The sequence below is a fragment of the Paraburkholderia strydomiana genome (genome assembly GCF_031456815.1).
Lineage (GTDB): Bacteria > Pseudomonadota > Gammaproteobacteria > Burkholderiales > Burkholderiaceae > Paraburkholderia > Paraburkholderia caledonica.
On sequence record NZ_JAVDVL010000009.1, the window covers coordinates 101039 to 124422 of the forward strand.

The window sequence follows — 23384 nt, forward strand, 5'->3', positions numbered from 1 at the left end:
GCGTCTGGTTTCTGGTTATGTTCCGTTGACGGGCGACGGCGGCGTGGCCGTCGACTTCATTTTGATACGTTTCCAGCGCTCCCGCATGACCGGCATCAGTCGGGATCAACCTGGTGAGCAACTGACGGACCAGGCGCGCGCCGGCCTTCGCGAAAGCTTATCGAAGGGCCGTTGCGACGACAACAACATAATCCGCATATTCATATGGAATCAGCGCCGCGGGTTCACTCAGACGCGGCCTGCTTCATTAGATAAGCGATACCGTCGATAGCGCGCACGCCGTACCACGACACCATCTCGCCATCGATCAACTCAATGCGCTTGCCGGCCATACGCGGATCGCTTTTGAGCGCATCGCAATGCGCTTGCGTGAAGCGATATGGCTCGCTTGAAAGCAGAATACGGTCGACGCCGGCAAGCCACGGCGAGCGGTCGAAATCGAACGCCGGATAGCGGGCCGCGCCCGCGGCTCCGCCTTGCACGTCGGGCAGCGTGTGCCAGTTCACGAGGCGCAGCATCGCGGAAATGTAAGTGTCGCGCGCGACGGTCATCCATGGTTCGCGCCAGATCAGATACAGCACGTTCTGCGCAGCAAACGCGCGTGAGGCGGCCTCGCGCAGACGCGCTTCAAGCATTGCGGCGAGACGCTGCGCTTCTTTATCCCGATCGAAAATCGCGCCCAGCAGCGCGTAGAGCGAAAGGTTGTCGTGCGGTGTCTGCGGATGCGTGACGACGACATGCGGCACGATCGCGCGCAACTGCTCGACGGTGTCGCGCTCGTTCTCGTCGATATTGACGATCAGATGCGTAGGTTGCAGCGCGCGAATCGTTTCGATATTCACCGCTTTCGTGCCGCCGATCTTGTGCACGTTGCGAACCTGGTCGCGCGGATGCACGCAAAAGCCGGTACGCCCGACGATCTCCCGTTCGAGGCCGAGAGCAAACAGCAGTTCGGTGATGCTCGGCACCAGCGAGACGATGCGCGCGCCGGCACCCGCTTTCTCGTGCGCGACGCCGGTTGCATCGACCGCACGCAGTGACATGATTTACTCGGCGACGGCGCGCGGCTTGCGCGGCGCGCGTTCGAACACGCGGTCATAGAGCCAGCGTGGCGCTATGTGCAGCAGCATCGCCACCACGCGCATCTGCCAGGGGAACACAGCGTAAGCCGTGCGACGCTCGATCGCACGCGCGGCCTTGGCTGCAAAACGATCGGCGTCCATCAGGAAGGGCATGCTGTACGGATTGTGCGCGGTCATCGGCGTGCGGACATAGCCAGGCGCGATCGTGACCACGCCAACGCCGAGCGGACGCATCTCGACGCGCAGCGCTTCGAGATACTTCGCCGCCGCGGTTTTCGACGCGCTGTACGCACCCGAGCCGGGCAAGCCGCGCACGCCTGCTACGCTGGCAATGCCGACCAGCGTTCCGCGCCTGGCCGCGATCATGGGCGCCGCGAACGGCTCGAAGGTGGCAACTACGCCGAAGTAGTTGACGTCCATCACTTCGCGGAACGTGCGCAGATCGCCTTGTCCGGTGACCGCGCCGCGGCTCACGCCTGCATTGGCGATCACGATGTCCGGCACGCCGTGCTGCGCGATGAATTGCGCGGCGGCATCGGCGAGCGCCTCGGCGTCACGGACGTCGACGGAATAGATGGAAATGGGGTTCTGCGGATGAGACCGCTGGAAGGCAGCAAGGGCGTCGCCGCGGCGGGCAACGAGGCCGAGAATCGCGCCGCGCCGCGCATATTCGGCGGCGAGCGCGAGGCCGATTCCACTTGACGCGCCGGTAATGAAAACTTTCAACGGTGAACTCATTCCGGCGCCTCGGGTTTTACATCTTCTTTGCGCGAACCTGCTGGACCAGGTAGTCGAGCACCTGCACGGTGCCGGGCAGGCTATTGGTGGCGGCCGGGCCGGTTTCATACTTGCCCTGGACTGCGATAGTCGGCACGCCGTCGATCTTGTAGTCCTCAAGCAGCTTCTTGTCTTTCTGCAACGCGCTTTGCGTCGAGAAAGAGTTGTACGCGTCCATGTACTTCTTCGGATCGACGCCGTTCTTCGCGAGGAATTTGGCCTGGTCTTCGGGCGTCAGCAGATAGTTTTTATTGACGTGGATTTCGTTGAAGACTTTCGGCGTGAGTTGCGTGGCGAGACCTAGTGCGTCGAGCGCGTGATACATCTTGGAGTGCGGAATGAAGTCGTCGCGGAAAGCAACTGGCACGCGCTTGAACACCACGTCGGCACCTTGCTTCTTCACCCATGCTTCGAGGTACGGGTTGAATTCGTTGCAGTGCGGGCAGCCGTACCAGAAGAATTCGGTGACTTCGATCTTGCCGGCGGGCACGTCGGTGGGCTGCGCGCTCGGCAACACCGTGTAGTCCTTGCCCGCGACCGGCGCCGTCGGCGATGCGTGCGCCGTGGCTGCAACGAGCCCAAGCGAGAGGAACAGAATGCTCAGCAGTTTTTTCATGTTTTGTTGACCCAGGTAGGCGTAAAACAGTGGCGCCACGCAAATGCCCGTCACCGTTTTTAAAATCGGCGTTCGACGGTTCTATCGTCCGTCGTGCTCAATCATGCTTATCTTGCTTGCGATTCCTGTGACAGGCGCCGCACACCGATAGTTCGGCGGCGGCGCAGCCGGCGGATCGCTCGCTGTTTATTGTTTGGTGAAACGGATGACCGCTGTGTCCACGCCCGCGTCCGACAGGCGCTGACGGTTCGCGTTCATGTCCTCGAACTTCGAAAACGGTCCGATACGTACGCGATAGTACGTGACGCCGCCCGCATCGCGCTGCGTGACCTTCGACTCGAATCCCTGGAACGCGAGACGCGCGCGTTGCTGTTCGGCGTCGGCAGCGGTCTTGTACGCGCCCACTTGCAGGAAGTAGCCGGTGTTCGCGTCGCCCTGCGCCGGGGCTGCGCCCGAACCCGGTTTGCCGTTTGCGGCCGTGGCCGACGACGTGCTTTTCGGCGCCGAACCCGCAGCCGTGGCTGCCGGCGCGCTGGTGGCTTGCGGCTTCTTCGCGGGCGCGGCGGCGGTGGTGCTGCTGCCGTTATCTTGAGCCGGCTTCGGAGCCACCGCGGTGCCGTTCGCGTTAGCGTTCGGACTATTGCCGATGGTCGGCGGCACTTCGATGATCTGAGGCTGCTCCAGCATGCCCGACTGCGTCTGCGAGTTGGTCTGGCCGGGCGCGGTATTCGGCGGCGCGGGTTGTGCCGCTTGCGGCACCGGCTGCCCCGGCGTCTTGCCTTGCAGCGGACGGTTCGGATCGTATTGCGCCTGGCTCGCGCTCGAATCGGATGCAGCAGGCGGCGCCACCTTCGAGACGAACGGCGTAGGCGCACGGGTGATATAAAGCGCCACCACTACCGCGATCGCAAGGCCGACGATCAGGCCCAGCACGATGCCGAGAAAAGTGCCCCCGGTTTGTTTCGATTGCTTTGTTGTGCGGCGTGGTTTTGCCATCGTACGAATTACCTGCAAAAAGAATCCTGGAACGGCCGCCGATTATAACGACGGCCGCATACATGTTGCGCCGGAGGACTTACATCTTGACTGGAGCGGAGACGCCGATGATCGCAAGACCGTTGGCGAGCACCTGACGCGTGGCCGCCAGCAGCGCAACGCGTGCATTGCGTTCGGCGGCATCGTCGACCAGCACGCGCTCGGCTCTGTCATTGTAGAACGAGTGGAATTCCCCGGCGAGGTCGCGCAGATAGAACGCGACCGCGTGCGGCGCGAGTTCGTCGGCGGCATGTTGAAGCATGTCCGGGAACTCGGCGAGCTTGTTCAGCAAGGCCATTGAGCGTTCGCTCGTGAGCGGCGCGAGGTCGACGCCGGCAAGCGCGCTTTCGTCAGTACTTTGATCGCCGCTGTAGCGGGCCTTGCATTCGGCTATCACGGAGCAGATCCGGGCATGTGCATACTGCACGTAGTGCACGGGGTTTTCGTCATTTTGTTTCAACGCGAGGTCGATGTCGAAGACGAACTCCGTATCCGCCTTGCGCGAAATCAGGAAGAAGCGAACAGCGTCGCGGCCACGGCGAATCGTTTCTTCGTCGATCAGATCGACAGCGGCTTCGGAGCCCGGCGTCGCGCCGCCCGACCATTCGATCAGATCGCGCACCGTCACATAGCTGCCCGCGCGCTTCGAGATCTTCACCTCTTCGCCGTTGCGCATGACCGTGACCATCTTGTGCAGCACGTAGTCCGGGTAGCCTTTCGGAATACCGATGCCGAGACCTTGCAGGCCGGCGCGCACACGCGCGATCGTGCCGTGGTGATCGGAGCCCTGAATGTTGATGACCTTCGTGAAGCCGCGTTCCCACTTCGCGACGTGATACGCGACGTCAGGCACGAAGTACGTGTACGTGCCGTCGGTTTTGCGCATGACCCGGTCTTTGTCGTCGCCGTCGTCGGTCGTGCGCAGCCAGAGGGCGCCTTCCTGCTCGTAGGTCTTGCCCGCGGCGATCAGCGCCTGCACGGTCTTCTCCACGCGGCCTTCGGTATAAAGCGACGACTCCAGATAGTACTGGTCGAACTTCACGCCGAACGCCTGCAAGTCCATGTCCTGCTCGCGGCGCAGGTACGCGACCGCGAAACGGCGGATCGCGTCGAGGTTTTCGACGTCGCCCGCGCCGGTGACGGGTTCACCGTCGCTCGCCGATACCGTGACGCCGTTCATATAGTCTTTCGCGATGTCGGCAATGTACTCGCCGTTGTACGCCGAAGCCGGCCAGCCTTCGTCGCCCGGAGCGAGACCGCGTGCGCGCGCCTGGGTGGATAGCGCGAGCGTTGCGATCTGCACGCCGGCGTCGTTGTAGTAGAACTCGCGATGCACGTCCCAGCCTTGCGACGCGAGCACGTTCGACAGCGCGTCGCCGAGCGCAGCCTGGCGGCCGTGGCCGACGTGCAGCGGTCCCGTCGGGTTCGCCGACACGAATTCGATGAGCACGTGCTTGCCGGCGTCGCGTTGCGAGCGGCCATACGTTTCTTTCTCGGCGAGCACGGCGGCGATCACGGCCTGCTTCGCCGTGGCGGCGAGGCGCAGGTTGATGAAGCCGGGACCCGCGACTTCCGCGGCTTCAATGAGTCCGCGCGCTTGCGGGTGCGCGAGCAGCGCGTCGACGATCTGCTGTGCGAGCTGGCGCGGATTGGCGCGCAGCGGCTTGGCGAGTTGCATCGCCACATTGCACGCGACGTCGCCGTGGGCGGCGACTTTGGGTCGCTCCAGCGCGATGGTGGGCGACACGAACGCGGCTTCGGCCGCACCTTGCGTGGCAAGAGCTACCTGCTTCACCGTGTCGGCGAGCAGTGTTTCGAGAGTATGTTTATGTGCGGGCAGCATGCTTGTTGCGAGTCCAGTGAGGCAATCCGGTGATGCGGAAGAGGCGCCGGCCGCGCGGCAGGCACGGCCGATTCGTCAGAAGCGTGGAAAGCGGCGGTTCGCTCGTCAACGCATCGGCATGACGGACGCGCCATCGGGCACGCAGCCTGCAACACAATAAGCGCGTTGCGCGGCGCCCTGCAACGGCATGGGCGCGGCGGCATGCAGGCGCGAACCGGCCGGGCTGGCTGCGCCGCTTGCACCTGTGCGCGCGGCGCCGCGAGGCGCGCTTTTCCGTCCAGACGGATTTTAGCAGGTGCTAATATGTTCAATCAGATGCCCAGCAAGGGCCGATGCCGCCGCGTCTCTTTGGCGAGCTAACGGAGCGCGCGCTGACGGCTGCATTGAGCGCCGCTCGCGCGTCAATCGAACATAACGAAAAAGGGAACAGTCATGCTGATTACTTTCAAATGTCGCGCTTGCCCAGACGTGATCATGCTCAATAATCTGGCACAGCATCTGGTCGGCATTGTCGGCAAACGTCTAGGTGAACGAGGCGTCATTACTCACGACGAACTCGCAGACGCTATCACCAAACTCGAAGCGGCCATCACCTTCGACAAGCAGGAACGCGCCGAGCACGACGGCCATTTCCACGAAGGCGAAGAGGGCCACGAGCATCACGAGATTCCGCCCGGACTCGCACAGCGCGCTTACCCGTTCCTCGACATGCTGCGCGCCGCGCAAAAAGAGAACGCAGACATTGTCTGGGGACTGTGATTCTCGCAAGCGAGCCACGCCACTGCGATCGGGTCGCGAGGGATATGCGCGTGCTGTATTTGCCGTAGACCTGATGCCCGGCGGCCCGCGCCTCATGTCTGAATGAAAAAAGAGCCCGCTCGACGCGGGCTCTTTTTCGTTGCGAGGCCGAAAGCGCTATGGCCGTGCAGCCTGCTTACTGACTGGCGGCTGCCGGAGCGGCTGCGGGAGCTGACTCACCTTTCTTCATTTTTTGCTTCTTCGGTTTCTTGACGTGTTTGACCGTGGGCGGGGAGTACGAGCTGACCGCGCTCGAACCGCCGGGAGCGGCAGTTTGCGCGAGCGCCGCCGAAGCGCCCGCGGCAAGCGAAACAGCAGTCAATAACAGCACCAGCTTCTTCATAGGATTTTCTCCGTCGACGGTTGCAATTAGTTAAGCCGACGCGTTTTAGCCGCGTCTGGCGGGTCAAGCCGCCTCAGTCTACAAAGCCGAAAATTACGTTGCCGCAAATATTCAGTCTTTCTCGCCGGATATAGTGGGTTTCCCGCCACGCCGGCAGATCGGCTCTTACCGGCTTAGAGCAACGGCGCCAACGCCCGCTCGGCATCCGCCTTCGAAAGAGACATTCGCTGTGCGTAATCTTCCAGCTGGTCCTGGCCGATCTTGCCCACCGAGAAATACGTGCTGTCCGGATGCGCGAGATAGAAGCCGGAGACGCTGGCCGCCGGCAGCATGGCAAGCGATTCGGTCACGCTCATGCCGATGTCGCCCGCTTGCAGCACCTCGAACATGTCACGCTTCACCAGATGGTCCGGGCACGCCGGATAGCCGGGCGCCGGGCGAATGCCGCGATATTTTTCCGCGATCAGGTCGTCGCTGGACAGGTTTTCGGTGTTGGCGTAACCCCACAGGTCGCGCCGCACCCGCGCATGCAGCGCTTCGGCAAAGGCTTCGGCGAAACGGTCGGCAAGCGCCTTCAGCATGATTGCGCTGTAGTCGTCGTGATCCTTTTCGAACTGCTTTTCCTTCACGTCGACGCCGAGACCCGCCGTGACCGCGAACATGCCGATGTAGTCCGCCACGCCCGAGTCTTTCGGCGCAATGAAGTCGGCTAGCGAGCGGTTCGGACGCATCACGCCGTCTACCACCGGCCGCACGCTTTGCTGCCGCAGGTTGCGCCAGGTGAGCGCGACTTCGGTGCGCGATTCGTCCGTGTAGATTTCGATGTCGTCGTCGTTGACCGTGTTGGCGGGCAGCAGCGCGATCACGCCGTTTGCCTGCAGCCAGCGACCCTGGATCAGACGCGCGAGCATCGACTTGCCGTCGGAAAACACGCGCCGCGCCGATTCGCCGACGATCTCGTCGTTCAGAATCGCCGGATAAGGACCGGCGAGGTCCCAGGTCTGGAAGAACGGCCCCCAGTCGATGTAGTTGGCCAGCTCGTTCAGATCGAAGTTCTTGAACACGCGCCGGCCGATGAACTTCGGCTTGACCGGCTGATAGCCTTTCCAGTCGATCGGCGTCTTGTTCGCGCGGGCTTCGGCGAGCGAGACCATCGGCAGCGCCTTTTTGTTCGCGTGCTGATTGCGAATGCGCTCGTAGTCGGACTTCAATTCGTCGAGATACTTTGTCGCGCCTTCGTCAGACAGCAAACTCGACGCGACGGACACCGAACGCGACGCGTCCGGCACATACACCACGGGGCCTTCGTAATGCGGCGCGATCTTCACTGCGGTGTGCACGCGCGAGGTGGTCGCGCCGCCGATCAGCAGCGGAATCTTCTTCACGCGGAAATAGTCGTCGCGCTGCATTTCCGACGCGACGTAGGCCATTTCCTCGAGACTCGGCGTGATCAATCCCGAGAGCCCGATGATGTCCGCGCCTTCGACCTTCGCCTTCGCGAGAATGTCGTTGCATGGAACCATCACGCCCATGTTGACCACTTCGAAGTTATTGCACTGAAGCACCACCGACACGATGTTCTTGCCGATGTCGTGCACGTCGCCCTTGACGGTCGCAATGACGATCTTGCCCTTCGCGCGCACGTCGCCGCCGGCGGCCGCAAGTTGCTTCTTTTCTTCTTCGATGAACGGGATCAGATGCGCAACCGCCTGCTTCATTACGCGGGCCGACTTCACGACCTGCGGCAGGAACATCTTGCCCTGACCGAACAGGTCGCCGACGATGTTCATGCCGTCCATCAGCGGGCCTTCGATCACGTTGATCGGACGGCCGCCTGCGGCCGCGATCTTCGCGCGCACTTCCTCGGTATCTTCGACAATGAAGTTCGTAATGCCGTGCACGAGCGCATGCGACAGGCGCTTCTCGACCGGCTGGTTACGCCACTCCAGGTTCTCTTCTTTCTTCGCCGCGCCGGTCTTGAATTTGTCGGCGATTTCGAGCAGGCGGTCGGTGCCGTCCGGGCGACGGTTCAGGACCACGTCTTCGACGCGTTCGCGCAGTTCCGGATCGAGGTCGGCATACACGCCGAGCTGCCCGGCGTTGACGATGCCCATGTCCATGCCGGCCTGAATTGCGTGATACAGGAACACGGTGTGAATCGCCTCGCGCACCGGATCGTTGCCGCGAAACGAGAACGACACGTTCGACACGCCGCCGCTCACCTTCGCGTACGGCAGGTTTTCCTTGATCCAGCGCGTCGCGTTGATGAAATCGACCGCGTAGTTGTTGTGCTCCTCGATGCCGGTGGCAATCGCGAAGATGTTCGGGTCGAAGATAATGTCTTCCGGCGGAAAGCCCACTTCGTTCACGAGGAAGTCGTACGAGCGCTTGCAGATCTGCGTCTTGCGCTCGAACGTGTCGGCCTGGCCCTGCTCGTCGAAAGCCATGACGACGGCGGCCGCGCCGTAGCGGCGAATCAGGTTCGCGTGATGGCGGAACGCTTCTTCGCCTTCCTTGAGCGAGATCGAGTTGACGATCGCCTTGCCTTGCACGCACTTCAGGCCCGCTTCGATCACTTCCCACTTCGATGAGTCGATCATGATCGGCACGCGCGCGATGTCCGGCTCCGACGCGATCAGATTCATGAAGCGGACCATCGCCGCTTTGGAGTCGAGCATCGCCTCGTCCATGTTCACGTCGATCACCTGCGCGCCGTTTTCCACCTGCTGGCGCGCGACGGCAATGGCTTCGTCGAACTGGTCGTTCAGGATCATTCGTGCGAACGCCTTCGACCCTGTCACGTTGGTGCGTTCACCAACGTTGATGAAAAGCGTCCCGGACGTGACGTTGAACGGCTCTAGGCCGGCAAGGCGCATGGTGTGATCTGTCATGGCGTATATGCGAGTCGATTGCGTGCGTTAGGTGCGGCTCGGTTGCGTCTGCGGTGTGTCTGCGTTGCGTCTGCCTGGACGCCGCTCAAGCGGCGTCGCGATACTGCGTCGGCCATTTGCGCGGCTTCACTTCGGCGAGCGCCTTCGCTATCGCCGCGATGTGCTCCGGCGTCGTACCGCAGCAGCCGCCCGCGATGTTCACGAGACCCGCTTCGGCGAATTCCTTGAGCAGTCCGGACGTGTCGGCCGGCAATTCGTCGAATCCCGTATCGCTCATTGGATTCGGCAAACCCGCGTTCGGATAGCACGACACATACGTGTCGCAGAGCTTTGCAAGTTCGGCGATGTAAGGGCGCATTAACGCCGCGCCCAGCGCGCAGTTCAAACCGAACGTGAGCGGCTTTGCATGCCGCAGCGAATTCCAGAATGCCTCGACGGTCTGACCCGAGAGAATGCGCCCCGAGGCGTCGGTGACCGTGCCGGAGATCATGATCGGCAAACGTTCGCCGGTGTTTTCGAACAGTTCGTCGAGCGCGAAAAGCGCGGCCTTCGCATTGAGCGTGTCGAAGATCGTTTCGACGAGAAACAGGTCCGCGCCGCCTTCAAGCAGCGCCTTTGCCTGCTCGTAATAGGCCGCGCGCAGTTCGTCGAACGTGACGTTGCGTGCGCCGGGATCGTTCACGTCGGGCGAAATGCTCGCGGTCTTCGGCGTCGGTCCGATCGCGCCTGCTACGAAGCGCGGCTTGTCGGGCGTCGAATACTTGTCGCATGCGGCGCGCGCGAGCTTTGCCGACTGCAGGTTCATTTCGACTGCAAGCGCTTCCATGCCGTAGTCCGCCTGCGCGACCGTGGTCGCGCCGAACGTGTTCGTCTCGATGATGTCGGCGCCCGCAGCCAGATACTGCTCGTGAATCTCGCTGATGATCTGCGGCTGCGTGATGGACAGCAGTTCGTTGTTGCCTTTGATGTCGCGCCCGTAGTCCTTGAAACGCTCGCCGCGATAGCGCGCTTCGTCGAGCTTGTAGCGCTGGATCATCGTGCCCATTGCGCCGTCCAGAATCAGAATGCGCGACTTGAGCAGCGCGGGCAGCGCCGTGCCACGGGTATAGGCGAGCTCGGGACGGACAGGCTTGGCAGTTTGGGCAGGCTGGTTCATGGCGGACAAGGGCTTGCGCCGGCTTTTTCGGGAACCAGTCATTGTAGCCGTAGCCGGGCTAATTCGCCGGGCGCGGGCGGCGCGGCGCTGACTGGATGTCGCGTGAGGCGCAATTCAGGTCGGGACAAAGGCCTGGGACACCGCGCAACGCACGACTGCGCGCGAATCCCACTGAACGACACCGCAACACGCCACAAAAAGAAAAACGGTTCAGCAGGCTGAGCCCGCTGAACCGCTTTCATCATTGCCGACCATCTTGTAGAGGCCGCCGGCGGTGCCGGACGGCGTGGTCGATATATGTCGCCAAATACGTGAAAACTATACAAACGGTCCTGCCGCCGAGAACGTCGGCGTGACCTTAAGGTCAGTGGAGGATTACCGGTTGATGCATCAGGCTGTCGAACTGGCCGAGGAATTCGTCGACTTCGTCTAGCGACGGTTCTTCTTCGATCAGCTTTTGCACGTTCTCGCGAAACCGCGCCGCCATTGCACCGTCAATGTAAATTTCACGCTGCATGTTTTTGTCGACGATCTCGTAGCCACCCGATTTCATGGCCAGCGGGCCTTCTTGCGGCGGAAATTCGACGACACAATAGTTAGGGCTGTTGTAGATCATTTGCATGGCGACACTCCTTATTTCCGTTGGCTCCTGGCCATTCCTGCGCCATACGTGGAGCTTATGGTGTGGAATTCAAGGGGTGGGTCCGGATTGACGCTTGTAAAAGTTCCGAACCTACCGGTTAGACCGGCCTTTCAAGAAACGTTTCAAGCAGTGCGGCAAAACGTTGAGACTGCTCGACTGGCGCAAGGTGAGCGGCGTCGAGCAATTCGAAGTGAGCGCCTTCAATGGCATCTGCTATCTCCTGACTAGCAGCAGGCCGCGTGCCCGTATCGTGGCGCCCTGCCACGACCAGGGTTGGACAGTGAATCGCTCCCAGCTTACCGCGTACGTCGAACTCGCGCAGCGCTTCGCACGCCATGGCGTAGCCTTCTGGCAACGTGCGGGTCAGCGCCTCGTGGATCGGCTCCACTGCTTCGGGATGCGCGACCCGAAAATCCTCGGTCAGCCAGCGTTCGAGCGTGGCGGCCGCAAGCGGCGCCATGCCGTCCCGGCGGGCGCTGGCGGCGCGTTGGTCCCATGTGGCGCGGGCCTCTGGCGGATTCGCGGCAACGCTGTCGGCAATGGTGAGCGAGTCCACACGGGACGAGTGGTCAAGCGCGAACTGCTGCGCGATCATGCCGCCCATCGACATACCTACGAGGTGCGTGCTCGGGGCGCCCAGCGCATCGAGCAGCGCGGCAAGGTCGCCGGCAAGATCGCCAACCGAGAACGGCTCTTTTGACAATTCCGTTTGGCCGTGACCCCGCACGTCGTAGCGCAGAACCGTATAGTCGTCGCGAAAATAGCCTGCGACCTGGTCCCACACGGACAGATCGCCGCCAAGTTGATGAATGAACGTAAGCCAGGGGCCGCCGCCTTCATTGCTCAGCACGTAGCGCGTCTCGATTCCGTTGATGTTCACTTGCATGCGGGCTCCTTCAAGGGGATCGCAGTGGAAGAATTGGTCGAGGCCTGACGTGTATGCGCATATACGCAGATACGTCTGCGGCCCGCCAACGGTTGCATCAGATGATGCAGAGTCGGCATCGAGACGGAAGTTTCGCGAGTATGTGCGAGGCACTATTCGAGTGCATGCCCGCATCGCCGCCGGTGCCGGCGGGCTTTGTATCAGGGCTTGATGTTGCCGGAAGTGTCGTCGGCACCGGTCGAATTGACAGGCGGGCCTGGCGGAGATGCCAGCGGCGCGGCTGGCGCTGCGTCGGAGGCGGCTGTCGGCGCGGCTGAAGGGGAGGCAGCCGGCGACATATCGGACGAGCCTGCGTGGTTATCGACACTGATCTTGCCGCGCCACACCAGTTCGAACTGCGTGCCGTTCGGCTCCGTCTGCACGAGTCGCGCGGGCAGCCAGCCGAGCGAAGGCGCGAGCCATACGTCGATGCGGCGCTGGTCGCCCTGGCGGCGCGGCAGCCGCTTGAAATGGCGCGTTTGCAGGTAGCCCTGCGCGGTGCGGATGCTTTCGTCGCCAATAGTTTCGACTGGCCAGTTTTCACCACTGTCGCTGTCTACCACGAAGAACTGGCGCGTCACGCCCGGCTTGTAGGCATCGGGGTCGCCGCGCACCAGGCTCGCCAGTTGCATGATCATGCTGAAGCGGTCTTGCGCGCCGTCGGGCAATGGCAGTGTGGCGGGTGTTCGCGTGAAGGCGATCTTTTTGTCGGCGCGGTTGAAGATGGAAACATCTTCCACGCGGCGACCGCGCTTTTCCACGTATTGCTCGGGAGCGAGGCCGAATGCATCAATACGGCCATGGCTCGAATACACGAAGGTGCCGACAAAAGGTAAGGGCACCGAAACCACCATTTCGTAACTTTGCGCGCTGCTGGTCCAATGGATCGTGCCCGGCTGGTTTCGCACGCCGTTGTAAAACGTGTCGTACTGGAGTTCGCCGGACGGCGGGACCGAGAACTTGACGCCCGGCGGCGCTGGCGCGACCGGCGCTGCGCTTGCCGTCGCGCTTGCGGGCGTGGAGTTTGCGGCGCTCGCTGATGCCACGTTTGCGACAGGCGCGCTGGCGGCGGTGTCCGATGCGGCGATAGCGGCGTCGACTGTGGGCTTTTCGGCCGGTCGCAACGCGGTCAACACATGCTCGCGCGGCTTGCCGGCGACGGGCTTGCGTTTTCGCTCGGGCGTGGGCGCAGCCGGGGCCGTGGCAGCCGGATTGCGTTCGATACGTTCCGGTTTAAGAAGCGCAACCTGCACTGGGACATGTTCGTCACCGGATGGATTCAGCGTCGCGCGGTGGCGCTCGACCCATTGCGCGGCGATCCAGTGGAGAACGCCGACCACGAGCAGGACCGCGATCCAGCGCCACGTACGCCAACGGACACGCGGCTCGTCAGCGAGCGTCAGATCGGACTGGCGTGCGGTGGAAGGTAGAGCCATCGGCGATTGAATGCGTGCAGTGCGGGCGCAAAGTGCGAATGAATGGATGCGGCGGCGAGCCTTAACGCGGCGTCGGACTATACCCCAGCTCGTACGACAGCTTTTGCGCACATTCACGCAGCGCCGTGTCGATTTCGCCGCCCCAGCCAATGTCGAACGCGCCTTCGTGACCGAGCGCGACGAGGCCGAGCGCCAGTTCGCCCGTCGAGTCGAACACCGGCATGCAGAACGCGTGAATGGTCGGCAGCAACATGCCTTCGACGCGCGCCGCTTCATGTTCGCGCACGTCCGCCAGCACCCTTTCGACTTCCTCGCGGGTACGCGGCACGCCCAGATGCGACGAGCGGCGGGTGTCGGCCAGTTCGCGCTCCAGCATTGCGCCGGTCTTGCCCGCGGGCAGATAGGCCGCGAAGAGCAGGCCCGTGGCGGAACTGAGGAGCGGCATCACGTCGCCGAGTTTCAACGACGCCTTCGCCGGATGGCTCGATTCCATCCAGTGAACCATGGTCGGCCCCTGATTGCCCCACACGGCGATGCCCACAGTCAGGTCGAGCCGGTCGCGCAGTTCGGCGAGCGCGATCCGCGCGAGCTTCACGCCGTCGACGCGGGCAAGCCGCGCGAGTCCGAGTTGCAACGCGAAGCCGCCCAGCTCGTATCGACCGGAGAGCGGGTCTTGCGAGACGACGCCTAGACGTAGAAAGCTCACCAGATAGCGGTGGGCCTTCGCAGGGCTCATGCCGGCGCGCTGCGCGAGATCGCGCAGCATCATGGCGCGCGGTTCGCGGGTCAGCACGTCGAGCAGCCTGAAGCCGACTTCGATCGACTGGATGCCCGAGCGCAGCTTTTCCTCGCCGGCGTCGGCTGCGTCGGTGGTCTCGGCGGTCTCGTCGTCGATGTCGGATGCTTCGGCGGCGTCGGCGACCGCGCGGTTAGGAATTGCGCCGGAGCGGGCAGTGTTCGGCATGAGCAAGGCGCGCGAAGCGCGTTCAGAAGCGGTGAAAGAAAGCCGGCCGCAGAGCCCGCGCGATACGCCTGACAGGGATTTCGGCAAGGCGGGCTTGGGCTGCGCCGATTCACCATCGTAGAATAGATTCCCTCTATCGTCACTAACCCGGTTCATCATCCATGAAACTTGCCACGCTGAAAGACGGCACGCGCGACGGCCAACTGATTGTCGTGTCCCGCGACCTGCACACGGCGGCCGTTGCCGACGCGATCGCGCCCACGTTGCAGCGCGTGCTCGACGACTGGACCTTCTACGCGCCGCAATTGCACGACCTGTACGACGCGCTCAACCAGGGGCGCGCGCGCAACACATTTTCATTCGACGCAAGCGACTGCATGGCGCCGCTGCCCCGGGCTTTCCAATGGGCGGACGGATCGTCGTATGTGAATCACGTCGAACTCGTGCGGCGCGCGCGCGGCGCGGAGATGCCGCCCGAATTCTGGACCGATCCTCTGATGTACCAGGGCGGCAGCGACGACTTCATCGGTCCGAAAGACGACGTGGTCTGTGCATCCGAAGCGTTCGGCATCGACTTCGAGGCAGAGGTTGCGGTAATCACCACGGACGTGCCGATGGGCGCGACGCCCGAGCAGTCGCTCAAAAGCGTGCGTCTGATCACGCTCGTCAACGACGTTTCGCTGCGCAATCTGATTCCCGCTGAACTCGCGAAGGGCTTCGGGTTTTTCCAGAGCAAGCCGGCCTCTTCGTTCGCACCGGTCGCCGTGACGCCCGACGAACTCGGCGAACACTGGCGCGAAGGCCGCGTGCACCGGCCAATGATCGTCCATTGGAACGGCAAGAAAGTCGGCCAGCCAGACGCCGGCACGGACATGGTGTTCCACTTCGGCCAGCTGATCGCGCATGCTGCGAAAACGCGCAATTTGCGAGCGGGCGCGATTGTCGGATCGGGCACGGTCTCCAACAAGGACGCGAAGCGCGGCTATTGCTGTATCGCCGAAAAACGCTGCCTCGAAACGATCGAGCATGGCGCGCCGCAGACCGAGTTCATGAAGTACGGCGACACGGTGAAGATCGAAATGTTCGATGAAGCGGGCAAGTCGATTTTCGGCTCCATCGAGCAGAGCATCGCACCGCTCGACTGAAGCGGTACGGCGCATAGTCCGAAAGGGTTTCGCCCGATGCCGCTGCCATCGCGCGCCGCTACACTGACTGGCGCGGCGGCATCGGCGGTAAATCAAAACGAAAAACTCATGTGAGGAGACACCATGCGGCGAGCTGGATCGATTGACGCGGGATTGGGGAGCGCATGCGCGCGTGGTCTGAATGCGAGCGCATGGCTGGAGGAGCGGGAAGAACTGAAGCTGAGCAGGCGGCTCGCCAGAGCTGCGGCTCGTGTCGCCGCATTGTGTACGGCGCTTGTATGTCTGTCGCCCGCGGCGGCGTTGGCTCAGGTGAAGATCGGGCTGGTGCTCTCGTTGACGGGGCCCGCCGCGTCGCTCGGCATTCCCGCGCGCGATACGGCGACGTTGCTGCCGAAACAGATCGGCGGCCAGAGCGTCGAATACATCGTGCTCGACGATGCGTCGGACACGACCCAGGCAGTCCAGGACACCAAGAAGCTGATCTCCGAAAATCATGTCGACGCGATCATCGGTTCGTCCATTACGCCGAACTCCCTGGCAATGATCGACGTGGTTGCCGACGGAACCACGCCGATGATCTCGCTTGCGTCGTCGGCGAAAATCATTGAACCCGTTGATGCCAAGCGCCATTGGGTCTTCAAGACTCCGCAAACGGATGCGATGATGGCTTCGGCAATTGCCGAGCATGCAAGTACACGCGGAGTGAAAACTGTCGCGTTCATCGGTCAGGCCGATGCGCTCGGCGAGACCTTCTACGCCGAAGTCGCGAAGTTCGCGCAGCTTCATCACATGCAGATGGTGGCGAGCGAGCGGTTCAATCGCACCGATCCGAGCGTGACGGGGCAGGTGCTGAAAATCCTCGCAACGCATCCCGATGCAGTGGTGGTGGGCGCGGCCGGTACGCCCGCGGCGTTACCGCCGAAGACACTGCGCGAACGCGGCTATAAAGGGCTGATCTATCACAACCACGGCGTGGGCAATAACGACTTCCTGCGCGTCTGCGGCGCGGATTGCAACGGCACCTTCCTGCCAGCAAGCCCAGTGCTGGTCGCGGCGCAATTGCCCGCCGATCATCCGGCGAAGCGCCTCGCGCTCGATTACATCGCGCGCTTCGAAGCGCTGCGTGGGCCTGGCAGCGTCTCGGCATTCGGCTCTTACACGTGGGACGCGGGCATGTTGCTCAGCCATGCCGTGCCGATCGCGTTGAAAACAGCCGCGCCGGGCACGCCGGAATTTCGCCGCGCGCTGCGCGACGCACTCGAAGGCACGCGCGGTCTCGCGGATACCAACGGCGTCGTCAACATGAGCGCCGGGGACCACCTGGGGCTCGACCAACGAGCGCGCGTCATGGTCGAAATCAGCAGCGGCAAATGGGTTTATCAGCCGCGTTAAGCGATGCGCGCATCACGCACACACGGACCGATCACCATGACTGAACAACCTCACGCCAACGATGCGTTCTACGCACGTTACCAGTCGCTCAAGTTGCATCGCCGTCCGCACGGCGTACTCGAAGTGGTGATGAGCGGCGAAGGTGCGAACAGAAGCGCGCTTGCTACCGCCGACGCGCGCATGCATTACGAACTCGCGGAAATCTGGCGCGACATCGACCGCGATCCCGACACGCGCGTCGCTATCATTCGCGGCGAGGGCAAGGGCTTCTCGGCGGGCGGCGATCTGCAACTGGTCGAAGACATGGCTACCGACTTCGACGTGCGCGCGCGCGTATGGCGCGAGGCTCGCGATCTGGTCTACAACGTCATCAACTGCAGCAAACCGATCGTCTCGGCGATGCACGGTCCGGCCGTCGGCGCGGGTCTGGTCGCGGGTCTGCTTGCCGATATTTCGATCGCGTCGAAGACTGCGCGCATTATCGACGGGCACACACGGCTCGGCGTAGCCGCCGGCGACCACGCGGCGATCGTCTGGCCGCTACTGTGCGGCATGGCGAAGGCCAAGTACTACCTGATGCTGTGCGAGCCGGTGAGCGGCACGGAGGCGGAGAGAATCGGGCTCGTGTCCCTTGCGGTCGACGAAAACGATCTGCTGCCCAAAGCATTCGAAGTCGCGCAGAAACTCGCGCACGGTTCGCAAACCGCGATCCGCTGGACGAAGTATGCGTTGAACAACTGGCTGCGCTCGGCAGGGCCCGCTTTCGATGCGTCGCTTGCGCTGGAGTTCATGGGATTCGCCGGGCCGGACGTGCGTGAAGGCGTGACCTCGCTGCGCGAGCGGCGTGCGCCGGATTTCGGCGGCGCAGACCCTTGGCGCGCACCGTAACGGATGCAGCGCGATTCCGATGTACCGCGCTGTATGATCGGTTTCGGATGCGCTCGATGCGCTCTCCGATTCGCGTTTTTCTTTCCGCGCTTTTTTGTTAATGCAGCGAGGCGACAAGCATGACTGACACATCTGGTTCAACGCCGCCGTTCCCTGGCTTCCCCGGTTTTCCGCCCGCCGAAATGCTGGAACACATGTGGGGCATGATGCGCATGTCGCCGTTCGGCTCCGCGTTCTCCGGCGCACCATCGGGCGCGGGCATGGGCGCGGGCATGGGTCCGTCGCTGTCGATGATGTCCGACATGATGGCGCCGCTTACCAACGTCGAAGAACTCGATAAGCGCATCACCGACATGCGCGCGGTCGAGCAATGGCTCAAGCTGAACCTGAGCATGTTGCAATCCGCGATTCAGGCGCTCGAAGTGCAGCGGGCGACGCTTGCGACGCTGCGTGCGTTCGGCGCGTTTGCACAGCAATCGATGAGTCAGCCGGCGGCGGCGTCGCCTGCGCCGCCCCCTGCGCCGAGCCCGTCGCCAACGAGTGGCTGGCCTCATCCGGAGCCGGCGGCTTCGGCTGAAAACTCGGCTACCGCTGAAGCGTCGGGCGACGAGGAAGGCACACCTGCCACTCCTCCATTCGACGCATCGGCATGGTGGAATCTGCTGCAATCTCAATTCAACCAGATCGCGCAATTCGCGATGACTCAGCCGACCGCGAGCGCCGCGGGAGCGGCCGAGAATAGCGGCGCGCAAGCCGAGACTGACGAGGACGCTGCCGACGAGGCGAGCGAGGCAGTTGGCGGGGCGACCGATGTGCCGCGACCGTCGCCCGAGGACGAAGCCGCCGCAGCGTCTGCAAGTTCGGCTGAAGGCGCTGGATCTGCTGACCAGTCTGCGGCGAAGCGGCCGGCGGCGAAGCGCGCGCCGTCAATCACAAAGCGCGCAGCGGCCGGGACGGCCAGCAGCGGGTCGAAGCCGCCAAAAAAATCCGTGTGACGATGCGCTGCGGGAGGCGGGCGGCAGCCGGGCCAATTGTCGGGGCAACTGGGCAGAAAAATCGCCGGCTGTCACCGTTTTGACCCCGTCGCAAGCCACACTCCGCCGATTGCACAGTCGTTGAGACAGGTCAACCAGGCATCGGAATTGCGTCCGCTATCGCGCGGGTTTGAGGAAGTCAGCGTGCTATCATTGGAAGGCATTTGTTTGGTTTTGGGCGTGCGCTGAAAACAACCAACCAGCCGCCCAGGCTCCATTCACCGCCGGCATCACCGGCGCAGGGCTGGACGGTGCGGTTTTCATCGCAAACTGGCTCGACCTCAGGCATAGGGCATCCCTCACCCATGGTTGGCCGCGCAATGCGTGACCCGAGCGTGTAACTTTGCGTTAGCCGCTCCTCGCGCGAGCGCCCGGACTTCTTCGCTGCCCGTGCATCCAGGCGGCCGGTTACCGCGTAAAATTGAAGGCTTGGCCGGCGAACGGCGCGGCATTCGGGTAGAGCACCCGGCGCGTTTCGTTCGTGGTCAGGAAAGTGCTACACGTAGTAGTGACAGACACACACAGTATGTGCAGAACAGGGGTGGGACTATGAACACCATGCTTTACCCGGAACTTTATAAATCGCTCGAATCCGTTCGATGGGACATGGAGAAAGACATTCCCTGGGACAAGTTCGATGCATCGCTATTGACCGACGAGCAGGCCGCGACGATCAAGATGAACGCGATCACCGAATGGTCGGCGCTGCCCGCCACGGAAATGTTTCTGCGTGACAACCATCACGACAGCGATTTCTCCGCGTTCATGAGCGTGTGGTTCTTCGAAGAACAGAAGCATTCGCTGGTGCTGATGGAATATCTGCGCCGCTTCAAGCCGGAAATGTGCCCCACCGAAGAAGAGCTGCACGCCGTGCGCTTCGAATTCGACCCGGCGCCGCCGCTTGAAACGCTGATGCTGCACTTCTGCGGCGAAATCCGCCTGAATCACTGGTATCGCCGCGCTGCCGAATGGCATACCGAGCCGGTCATCAAGCACATCTACGAAACCATTTCGCGCGACGAGGCGCGGCATGGCGGCGCTTACCTGCGCTACATGAAGAAAGCCATGGTGCAAACCGGCGACATCGCGCGAGCCGCTTTTGCAAAGATCGGCGTGCTGATGGCGTCGGCGCGCCGCACCGAAAAGCCGTTGCATCCCACGAATCTGCACGTCAATCAGGCATTGTTCCCGCGCGACACGATCCAGTCGCGCCTGCCCGATCCGGAATGGCTCGAACGCTGGCTCGACGAGCAGATCCGTTTCGACGACGGTTGGGAAAAGAAGGTTGTCGAGCGCATTCTGCATAATTTGTCGCTGCTGTTCGAGCGCACGTTCACTACCGCGCAGGAACTGAACCGTTATCGCAAGGAAGTGGTGACGCGGCTGCAGGCCGACCAGAAGTCGGCCGAACAGCCGGCTTGAATGGAGCCTCGTGAATCCGGATTCGCGGGTCGCGCATAATGCAAAGCTAGCGCCGCGCTCCGGTTCGGCGCTTTAAAACGGTCCGGCAGGCGCGAGCTTGCCGGACCGTTTTGTTTAATTTGCGCCTGATTTCGATGCTCGCCCTTATGCTCGACCAGTCTGCGTGAGCGTTATGCTCCACGTTGCATACGCCGTATCGCGACGGCAAATCTCTGTATCTTCCATATCTCAAATGGCCGCTATTTTCGAACGCAAGATTCTTACTCGCGACGCGCTGGTCGCGCTGCGCCCTTCGCTGAACGCGCCGGTCGTATTTACAAACGGCGTGTTCGACATTCTTCATCGCGGGCATGTGACCTATCTCGCGGATGCGAAAGCGCAGGGCGCTTGCCTGATCGTCGGCGTGAACAGCGACGCGTCGGTCCGTATGCTCGGCAAGGGCGATGACCGGCCGATCAACAACGAAGCCGACCGCATGGCTTTGCTCGCGGCGCTGGAGAGCGTCGACTACGTGGTTTGCTTCGGGGAAAAGACGCCTGTCGAATTGATCTCGGCGCTACGTCCGGATGTGCTCGTCAAGGGCGGCGACTACGACATGGACACGTTGCCGGAGTCGGCCATCGTGCGCGGCTGGGGCGGCAAGGCGTTGGCAATTCCGTTCGAGCATGACCGCTCGACGACGGCGCTGCTCAAGAAGGTTCGTACGCAAGGCTAAGTGTGGACGAGTGAGCACGGTGCAAAGTTTGCATGGCCTAGGCTTGTGCTTGCACAGTTAGATGCGGCCCCCGACGCGCCGCTGCAACATCCGGCTCCAACTCTCAGCTTCGATTGTCCGTTTTATTGCGGCAACGCCGACGCCGCGATCGGCGCGACCGGTGCCGCCGCGCCGACAACAGCCTGATCAGCGGCGTCCGTGGCGGTGACCGGGCGCACCTTCAACCAGTCCGGATGGACTTCACGGCTCAGGTGATTGGGTTCGCGCCCGCTCGCGGTGGGCGTCGGGCCGAACACGCCGCGCACTGCGACGAATGCCAGAAGGTTGGCCAGGAACAGTATGGCGATCAGCCAGCGCAGCATCGTTATATTTTCCCTTCCAGAAGTTGACCCACCGATGTGGTTCAGACGCGAAGCTCAGCCATCACATCCGGACGGTGTTCTACACGCCGTGTTCCGAAGCGCGCTCGGAAGCTATCAGTGCAAGCCCAGACAAAACCAGTGAATCGTGGCGAGTATGCGGCACTTTCAGTGCGCTCGCCACTTCGTCTGCAGCGCCGCCGCCGACCACGAGGCGCACCTGCACCTGCCATTCGTCCGTCAAGTCGCGCCATGTCCGCTCGACGAGTCCTGCTTGTGCCAGCGTGCAACCGGCAGATAGCGAACGCGGCGTATCCGTCGCGAAGAACGGGCCGCGTCGGGCTGCGTCCTGCTTATCAGCGGAACTCGCCAGAAGGCCGCGCGCGGCGTTAGCGTCGAGTGTCGGCAATTGAGCCGTGTGCTCGCCGAGCGAGCGCATCATCAATGTCCAGCCTGGCGCGATGAGTCCGCCCACGAAGCGGCCGTCCGCGCGCAACGCCTCGAGCGTGGTTGCGGTTCCGAAGGTCGCAATGAGCAGATGCTCGCCGGGAAATGCCGCGTGCGCGCCGATCATGCCGGCCCAGCGGTCGCTGCCGAGCGCGTGCGGCGTCGTATACGTGTTGGTCACACCGCATTGCTGCTCGCGGGCGCTAATTGTGGTGAGCGGCAGATGCGGCCATTGCGCGTCGACCAACGCAGCGATTCGCTCACCCGCGGCATCGCCCGCGACGTTCGATAACCATGCACCGCGAGGCGCCGGCAAGTTCGCCCACTGAGTCGCCCCTTCAGTAGCCCATTGAGTCTGATCCGCGCCGCCATGCGCAAGCGCGCCACCGGCGATCTGCGTTCCGTCAGCCTCGACCATTGCCCATTTGACGCGGCTATTGCCCGCGTCGATCAAAAGATGACGCGCGCCGCTCGTCATGCAGCACCGTCGGCGAGACGCAGCGACACGTCGCCGGTCGCGATGCTCTGCCGGCCCGCGTCGGTATCGAGCAACAACTGGCCGCGCTCATCGACGCCCGCAGCGACGCCGCGTGTGACTTCCGCGCCCTGTTCGAGCAGCACGACCTCGCGGCCGGCGTACGCATGCATGGCGTTCCAGCGCGCCTGAAACGGCGCGAATCCCTCCGCGCCGAAGCGCTGCAACGCGGGCTCCAGTGCATTGAGTTCGGCGGCGAGCGTATCGGTGAGGTTCGCGTTGGGCAGCGCGCGCTGCAGCGCGGTCGGTGCCGTGCCGTGCACCTGCGGCGGCGACCCGGCGTTGAGCGCGCCGATTTTCGCGGCGAGTTCGTCGGCGCCCTTCACGTTGGTGCCGATGCCGATCACCACGGCGCTCGCGTCGTCCGTACTCCAGGCGGTCTCGATCAGGATGCCGGCGAGCTTGTCGCCTTCGAGCAATATGTCGTTCGGCCACTTCAGCGCAATCTGGCCGGGGCCGGCGACAGGCAACGAGCGCAGTCCGTCGACGAGCGCCACGCCCACCGCGAGACTCAATCCCGCCAGTCCTTCTAGCGGACGCGGCAGCACGCAGGCGACCGAAAACAGCAGCGCATTACCCGGCTCCGCGTACCACGGACGCCCGCGGCGGCCGCGTCCGGCGGTCTGCAGGTAAGCCACCCGCACGATCGGCCGCGGCAGCGCGCCCGCCTTGCGCGGCAGCGCTTTCACGCGGGACATGAGGTCGGCGTTGGTCGAGCCGGTTTCTTCGACGATTTCGATCGGCCAGTCATGCGCATGCGCGCCGAAAAGAGCGACGGCGCGTTCACGGTCGATACGCCAGTCGGCTGCGTTCGCGGCAGCGGCCGGTCCTTTGGGAGGAGTGGAAGCGTTCATGTCCCATATTGTAGCGACAGCCTGTAGCGACAGCGAACCGCCTGGGCCCGCCAGCGCGGTCGATCCGCTGCGCGTTCGTTACAA

General features: G+C 63.0%; 22 protein-coding genes. 7 read left to right on the forward strand and 15 right to left on the reverse strand.

Annotation, left to right across the window (positions count from 1 at the left end):
* Positions 1 to 224: 224 nt before the first annotated feature.
* The 5 genes from J2W46_RS23080 to argS form a co-directional block, all read right to left on the reverse strand.
* Entirely contained in the window at positions 225 to 1043 is an 819-nt protein-coding gene (locus tag J2W46_RS23080; protein ID WP_310356514.1) for a helical backbone metal receptor, read from the reverse strand.
* Positions 1044 to 1046: 3 nt separating this feature from the next.
* Positions 1047 to 1820 (reverse strand): SDR family oxidoreductase, encoded by a 774-nt coding sequence (locus J2W46_RS23085; protein WP_310065880.1) that lies wholly within the window; start codon positions 1818 to 1820, stop codon positions 1047 to 1049.
* 16 nt (positions 1821 to 1836) lie between these two features.
* Positions 1837 to 2475: a thiol:disulfide interchange protein DsbA/DsbL gene (locus J2W46_RS23090; RefSeq protein WP_020067117.1), complete on the reverse strand. Its 639-nt coding sequence runs from the start codon at positions 2473 to 2475 to the stop codon at positions 1837 to 1839.
* 186 nt (positions 2476 to 2661) lie between these two features.
* The gene (locus tag J2W46_RS23095; RefSeq protein WP_310356518.1) at positions 2662 to 3489 is read right to left on the reverse strand and encodes an SPOR domain-containing protein; all 828 of its coding nucleotides are present in this window, start codon (positions 3487 to 3489) and stop codon (positions 2662 to 2664) included.
* Between the two features lie 61 nt (positions 3490 to 3550).
* On the reverse strand, positions 3551 to 5353 hold the full coding sequence (argS, locus tag J2W46_RS23100) for an arginine--tRNA ligase (RefSeq protein WP_310356521.1): 1803 nt from the start codon (positions 5351 to 5353) through the stop codon (positions 3551 to 3553).
* Positions 5354 to 5785: 432 nt separating this feature from the next.
* Between argS and J2W46_RS23105 the strand changes: the two genes are divergently transcribed.
* Positions 5786 to 6112, forward strand: a complete 327-nt coding sequence (locus J2W46_RS23105; RefSeq protein WP_020067113.1) for a DUF1840 domain-containing protein — start codon at positions 5786 to 5788, stop codon at positions 6110 to 6112.
* Between the two features lie 175 nt (positions 6113 to 6287).
* Here J2W46_RS23105 and J2W46_RS23110 read toward each other — a convergent pair whose 3' ends face one another.
* The 7 genes from J2W46_RS23110 to J2W46_RS23140 all read right to left on the reverse strand — a co-directional run bounded on the left by J2W46_RS23110 (position 6288) and on the right by J2W46_RS23140 (position 14509).
* Positions 6288 to 6494, reverse strand: a complete 207-nt coding sequence (locus J2W46_RS23110; RefSeq protein ID WP_020067112.1) for a hypothetical protein — start codon at positions 6492 to 6494, stop codon at positions 6288 to 6290.
* A 173-nt stretch (positions 6495 to 6667) separates the two neighbouring features.
* Positions 6668 to 9394: a methionine synthase gene (metH, locus tag J2W46_RS23115; RefSeq protein ID WP_310356820.1), complete on the reverse strand. Its 2727-nt coding sequence runs from the start codon at positions 9392 to 9394 to the stop codon at positions 6668 to 6670.
* A 76-nt stretch (positions 9395 to 9470) separates the two neighbouring features.
* A complete protein-coding gene (locus J2W46_RS23120; protein WP_020067110.1) occupies positions 9471 to 10541 on the reverse strand; it encodes a homocysteine S-methyltransferase family protein in 1071 nt (356 codons plus the stop codon).
* Between the two features lie 364 nt (positions 10542 to 10905).
* Positions 10906 to 11163 (reverse strand): BTH_I0359 family protein, encoded by a 258-nt coding sequence (locus J2W46_RS23125; RefSeq protein WP_013337859.1) that lies wholly within the window; start codon positions 11161 to 11163, stop codon positions 10906 to 10908.
* 118 nt (positions 11164 to 11281) lie between these two features.
* Positions 11282 to 12070: an alpha/beta fold hydrolase gene (locus tag J2W46_RS23130; protein ID WP_310356527.1), complete on the reverse strand. Its 789-nt coding sequence runs from the start codon at positions 12068 to 12070 to the stop codon at positions 11282 to 11284.
* A gap of 200 nt (positions 12071 to 12270) precedes the next feature.
* A complete protein-coding gene (locus J2W46_RS23135; protein WP_310356531.1) occupies positions 12271 to 13545 on the reverse strand; it encodes a DUF3108 domain-containing protein in 1275 nt (424 codons plus the stop codon).
* 61 nt (positions 13546 to 13606) lie between these two features.
* Positions 13607 to 14509 (reverse strand): IclR family transcriptional regulator, encoded by a 903-nt coding sequence (locus J2W46_RS23140; RefSeq protein WP_310356533.1) that lies wholly within the window; start codon positions 14507 to 14509, stop codon positions 13607 to 13609.
* Positions 14510 to 14670: 161 nt separating this feature from the next.
* Here J2W46_RS23140 and J2W46_RS23145 point away from each other — a divergent pair, with 161 nt between their 5' ends.
* From J2W46_RS23145 to rfaE2, 6 genes are all read left to right on the forward strand, one after another.
* Entirely contained in the window at positions 14671 to 15654 is a 984-nt protein-coding gene (locus tag J2W46_RS23145; RefSeq protein ID WP_088173216.1) for a fumarylacetoacetate hydrolase family protein, read from the forward strand.
* Between the two features lie 123 nt (positions 15655 to 15777).
* Positions 15778 to 17046 (forward strand): ABC transporter substrate-binding protein, encoded by a 1269-nt coding sequence (locus tag J2W46_RS23150; protein ID WP_204522718.1) that lies wholly within the window; start codon positions 15778 to 15780, stop codon positions 17044 to 17046.
* 36 nt (positions 17047 to 17082) lie between these two features.
* Positions 17083 to 17934: an enoyl-CoA hydratase/isomerase family protein gene (locus tag J2W46_RS23155; protein ID WP_310356539.1), complete on the forward strand. Its 852-nt coding sequence runs from the start codon at positions 17083 to 17085 to the stop codon at positions 17932 to 17934.
* A 119-nt stretch (positions 17935 to 18053) separates the two neighbouring features.
* Complete coding sequence (locus tag J2W46_RS23160; protein ID WP_310356542.1) at positions 18054 to 18929, forward strand: PhaM family polyhydroxyalkanoate granule multifunctional regulatory protein; 876 nt, start codon at positions 18054 to 18056, stop codon at positions 18927 to 18929.
* A gap of 588 nt (positions 18930 to 19517) precedes the next feature.
* Complete coding sequence (locus tag J2W46_RS23165) at positions 19518 to 20390, forward strand: ferritin family protein (RefSeq protein ID WP_027780097.1); 873 nt, start codon at positions 19518 to 19520, stop codon at positions 20388 to 20390.
* A gap of 232 nt (positions 20391 to 20622) precedes the next feature.
* Positions 20623 to 21105 (forward strand): D-glycero-beta-D-manno-heptose 1-phosphate adenylyltransferase, encoded by a 483-nt coding sequence (gene rfaE2, locus J2W46_RS23170; RefSeq protein WP_020067100.1) that lies wholly within the window; start codon positions 20623 to 20625, stop codon positions 21103 to 21105.
* Positions 21106 to 21227: 122 nt separating this feature from the next.
* Here rfaE2 and J2W46_RS23175 read toward each other — a convergent pair whose 3' ends face one another.
* From J2W46_RS23175 to J2W46_RS23185, 3 genes are all read right to left on the reverse strand, one after another.
* Positions 21228 to 21467 (reverse strand): hypothetical protein, encoded by a 240-nt coding sequence (locus tag J2W46_RS23175; RefSeq protein WP_020067099.1) that lies wholly within the window; start codon positions 21465 to 21467, stop codon positions 21228 to 21230.
* Positions 21468 to 21546: 79 nt separating this feature from the next.
* Positions 21547 to 22389, reverse strand: a complete 843-nt coding sequence (locus J2W46_RS23180) for a type III pantothenate kinase (RefSeq protein WP_310356547.1) — start codon at positions 22387 to 22389, stop codon at positions 21547 to 21549.
* Positions 22386 to 23300: a biotin--[acetyl-CoA-carboxylase] ligase gene (locus tag J2W46_RS23185; RefSeq protein WP_310356549.1), complete on the reverse strand. Its 915-nt coding sequence runs from the start codon at positions 23298 to 23300 to the stop codon at positions 22386 to 22388. The genes J2W46_RS23180 and J2W46_RS23185 overlap by 4 nt, the downstream gene beginning before the upstream one ends.
* Between the last annotated feature and the right edge of the window lie 84 nt (positions 23301 to 23384).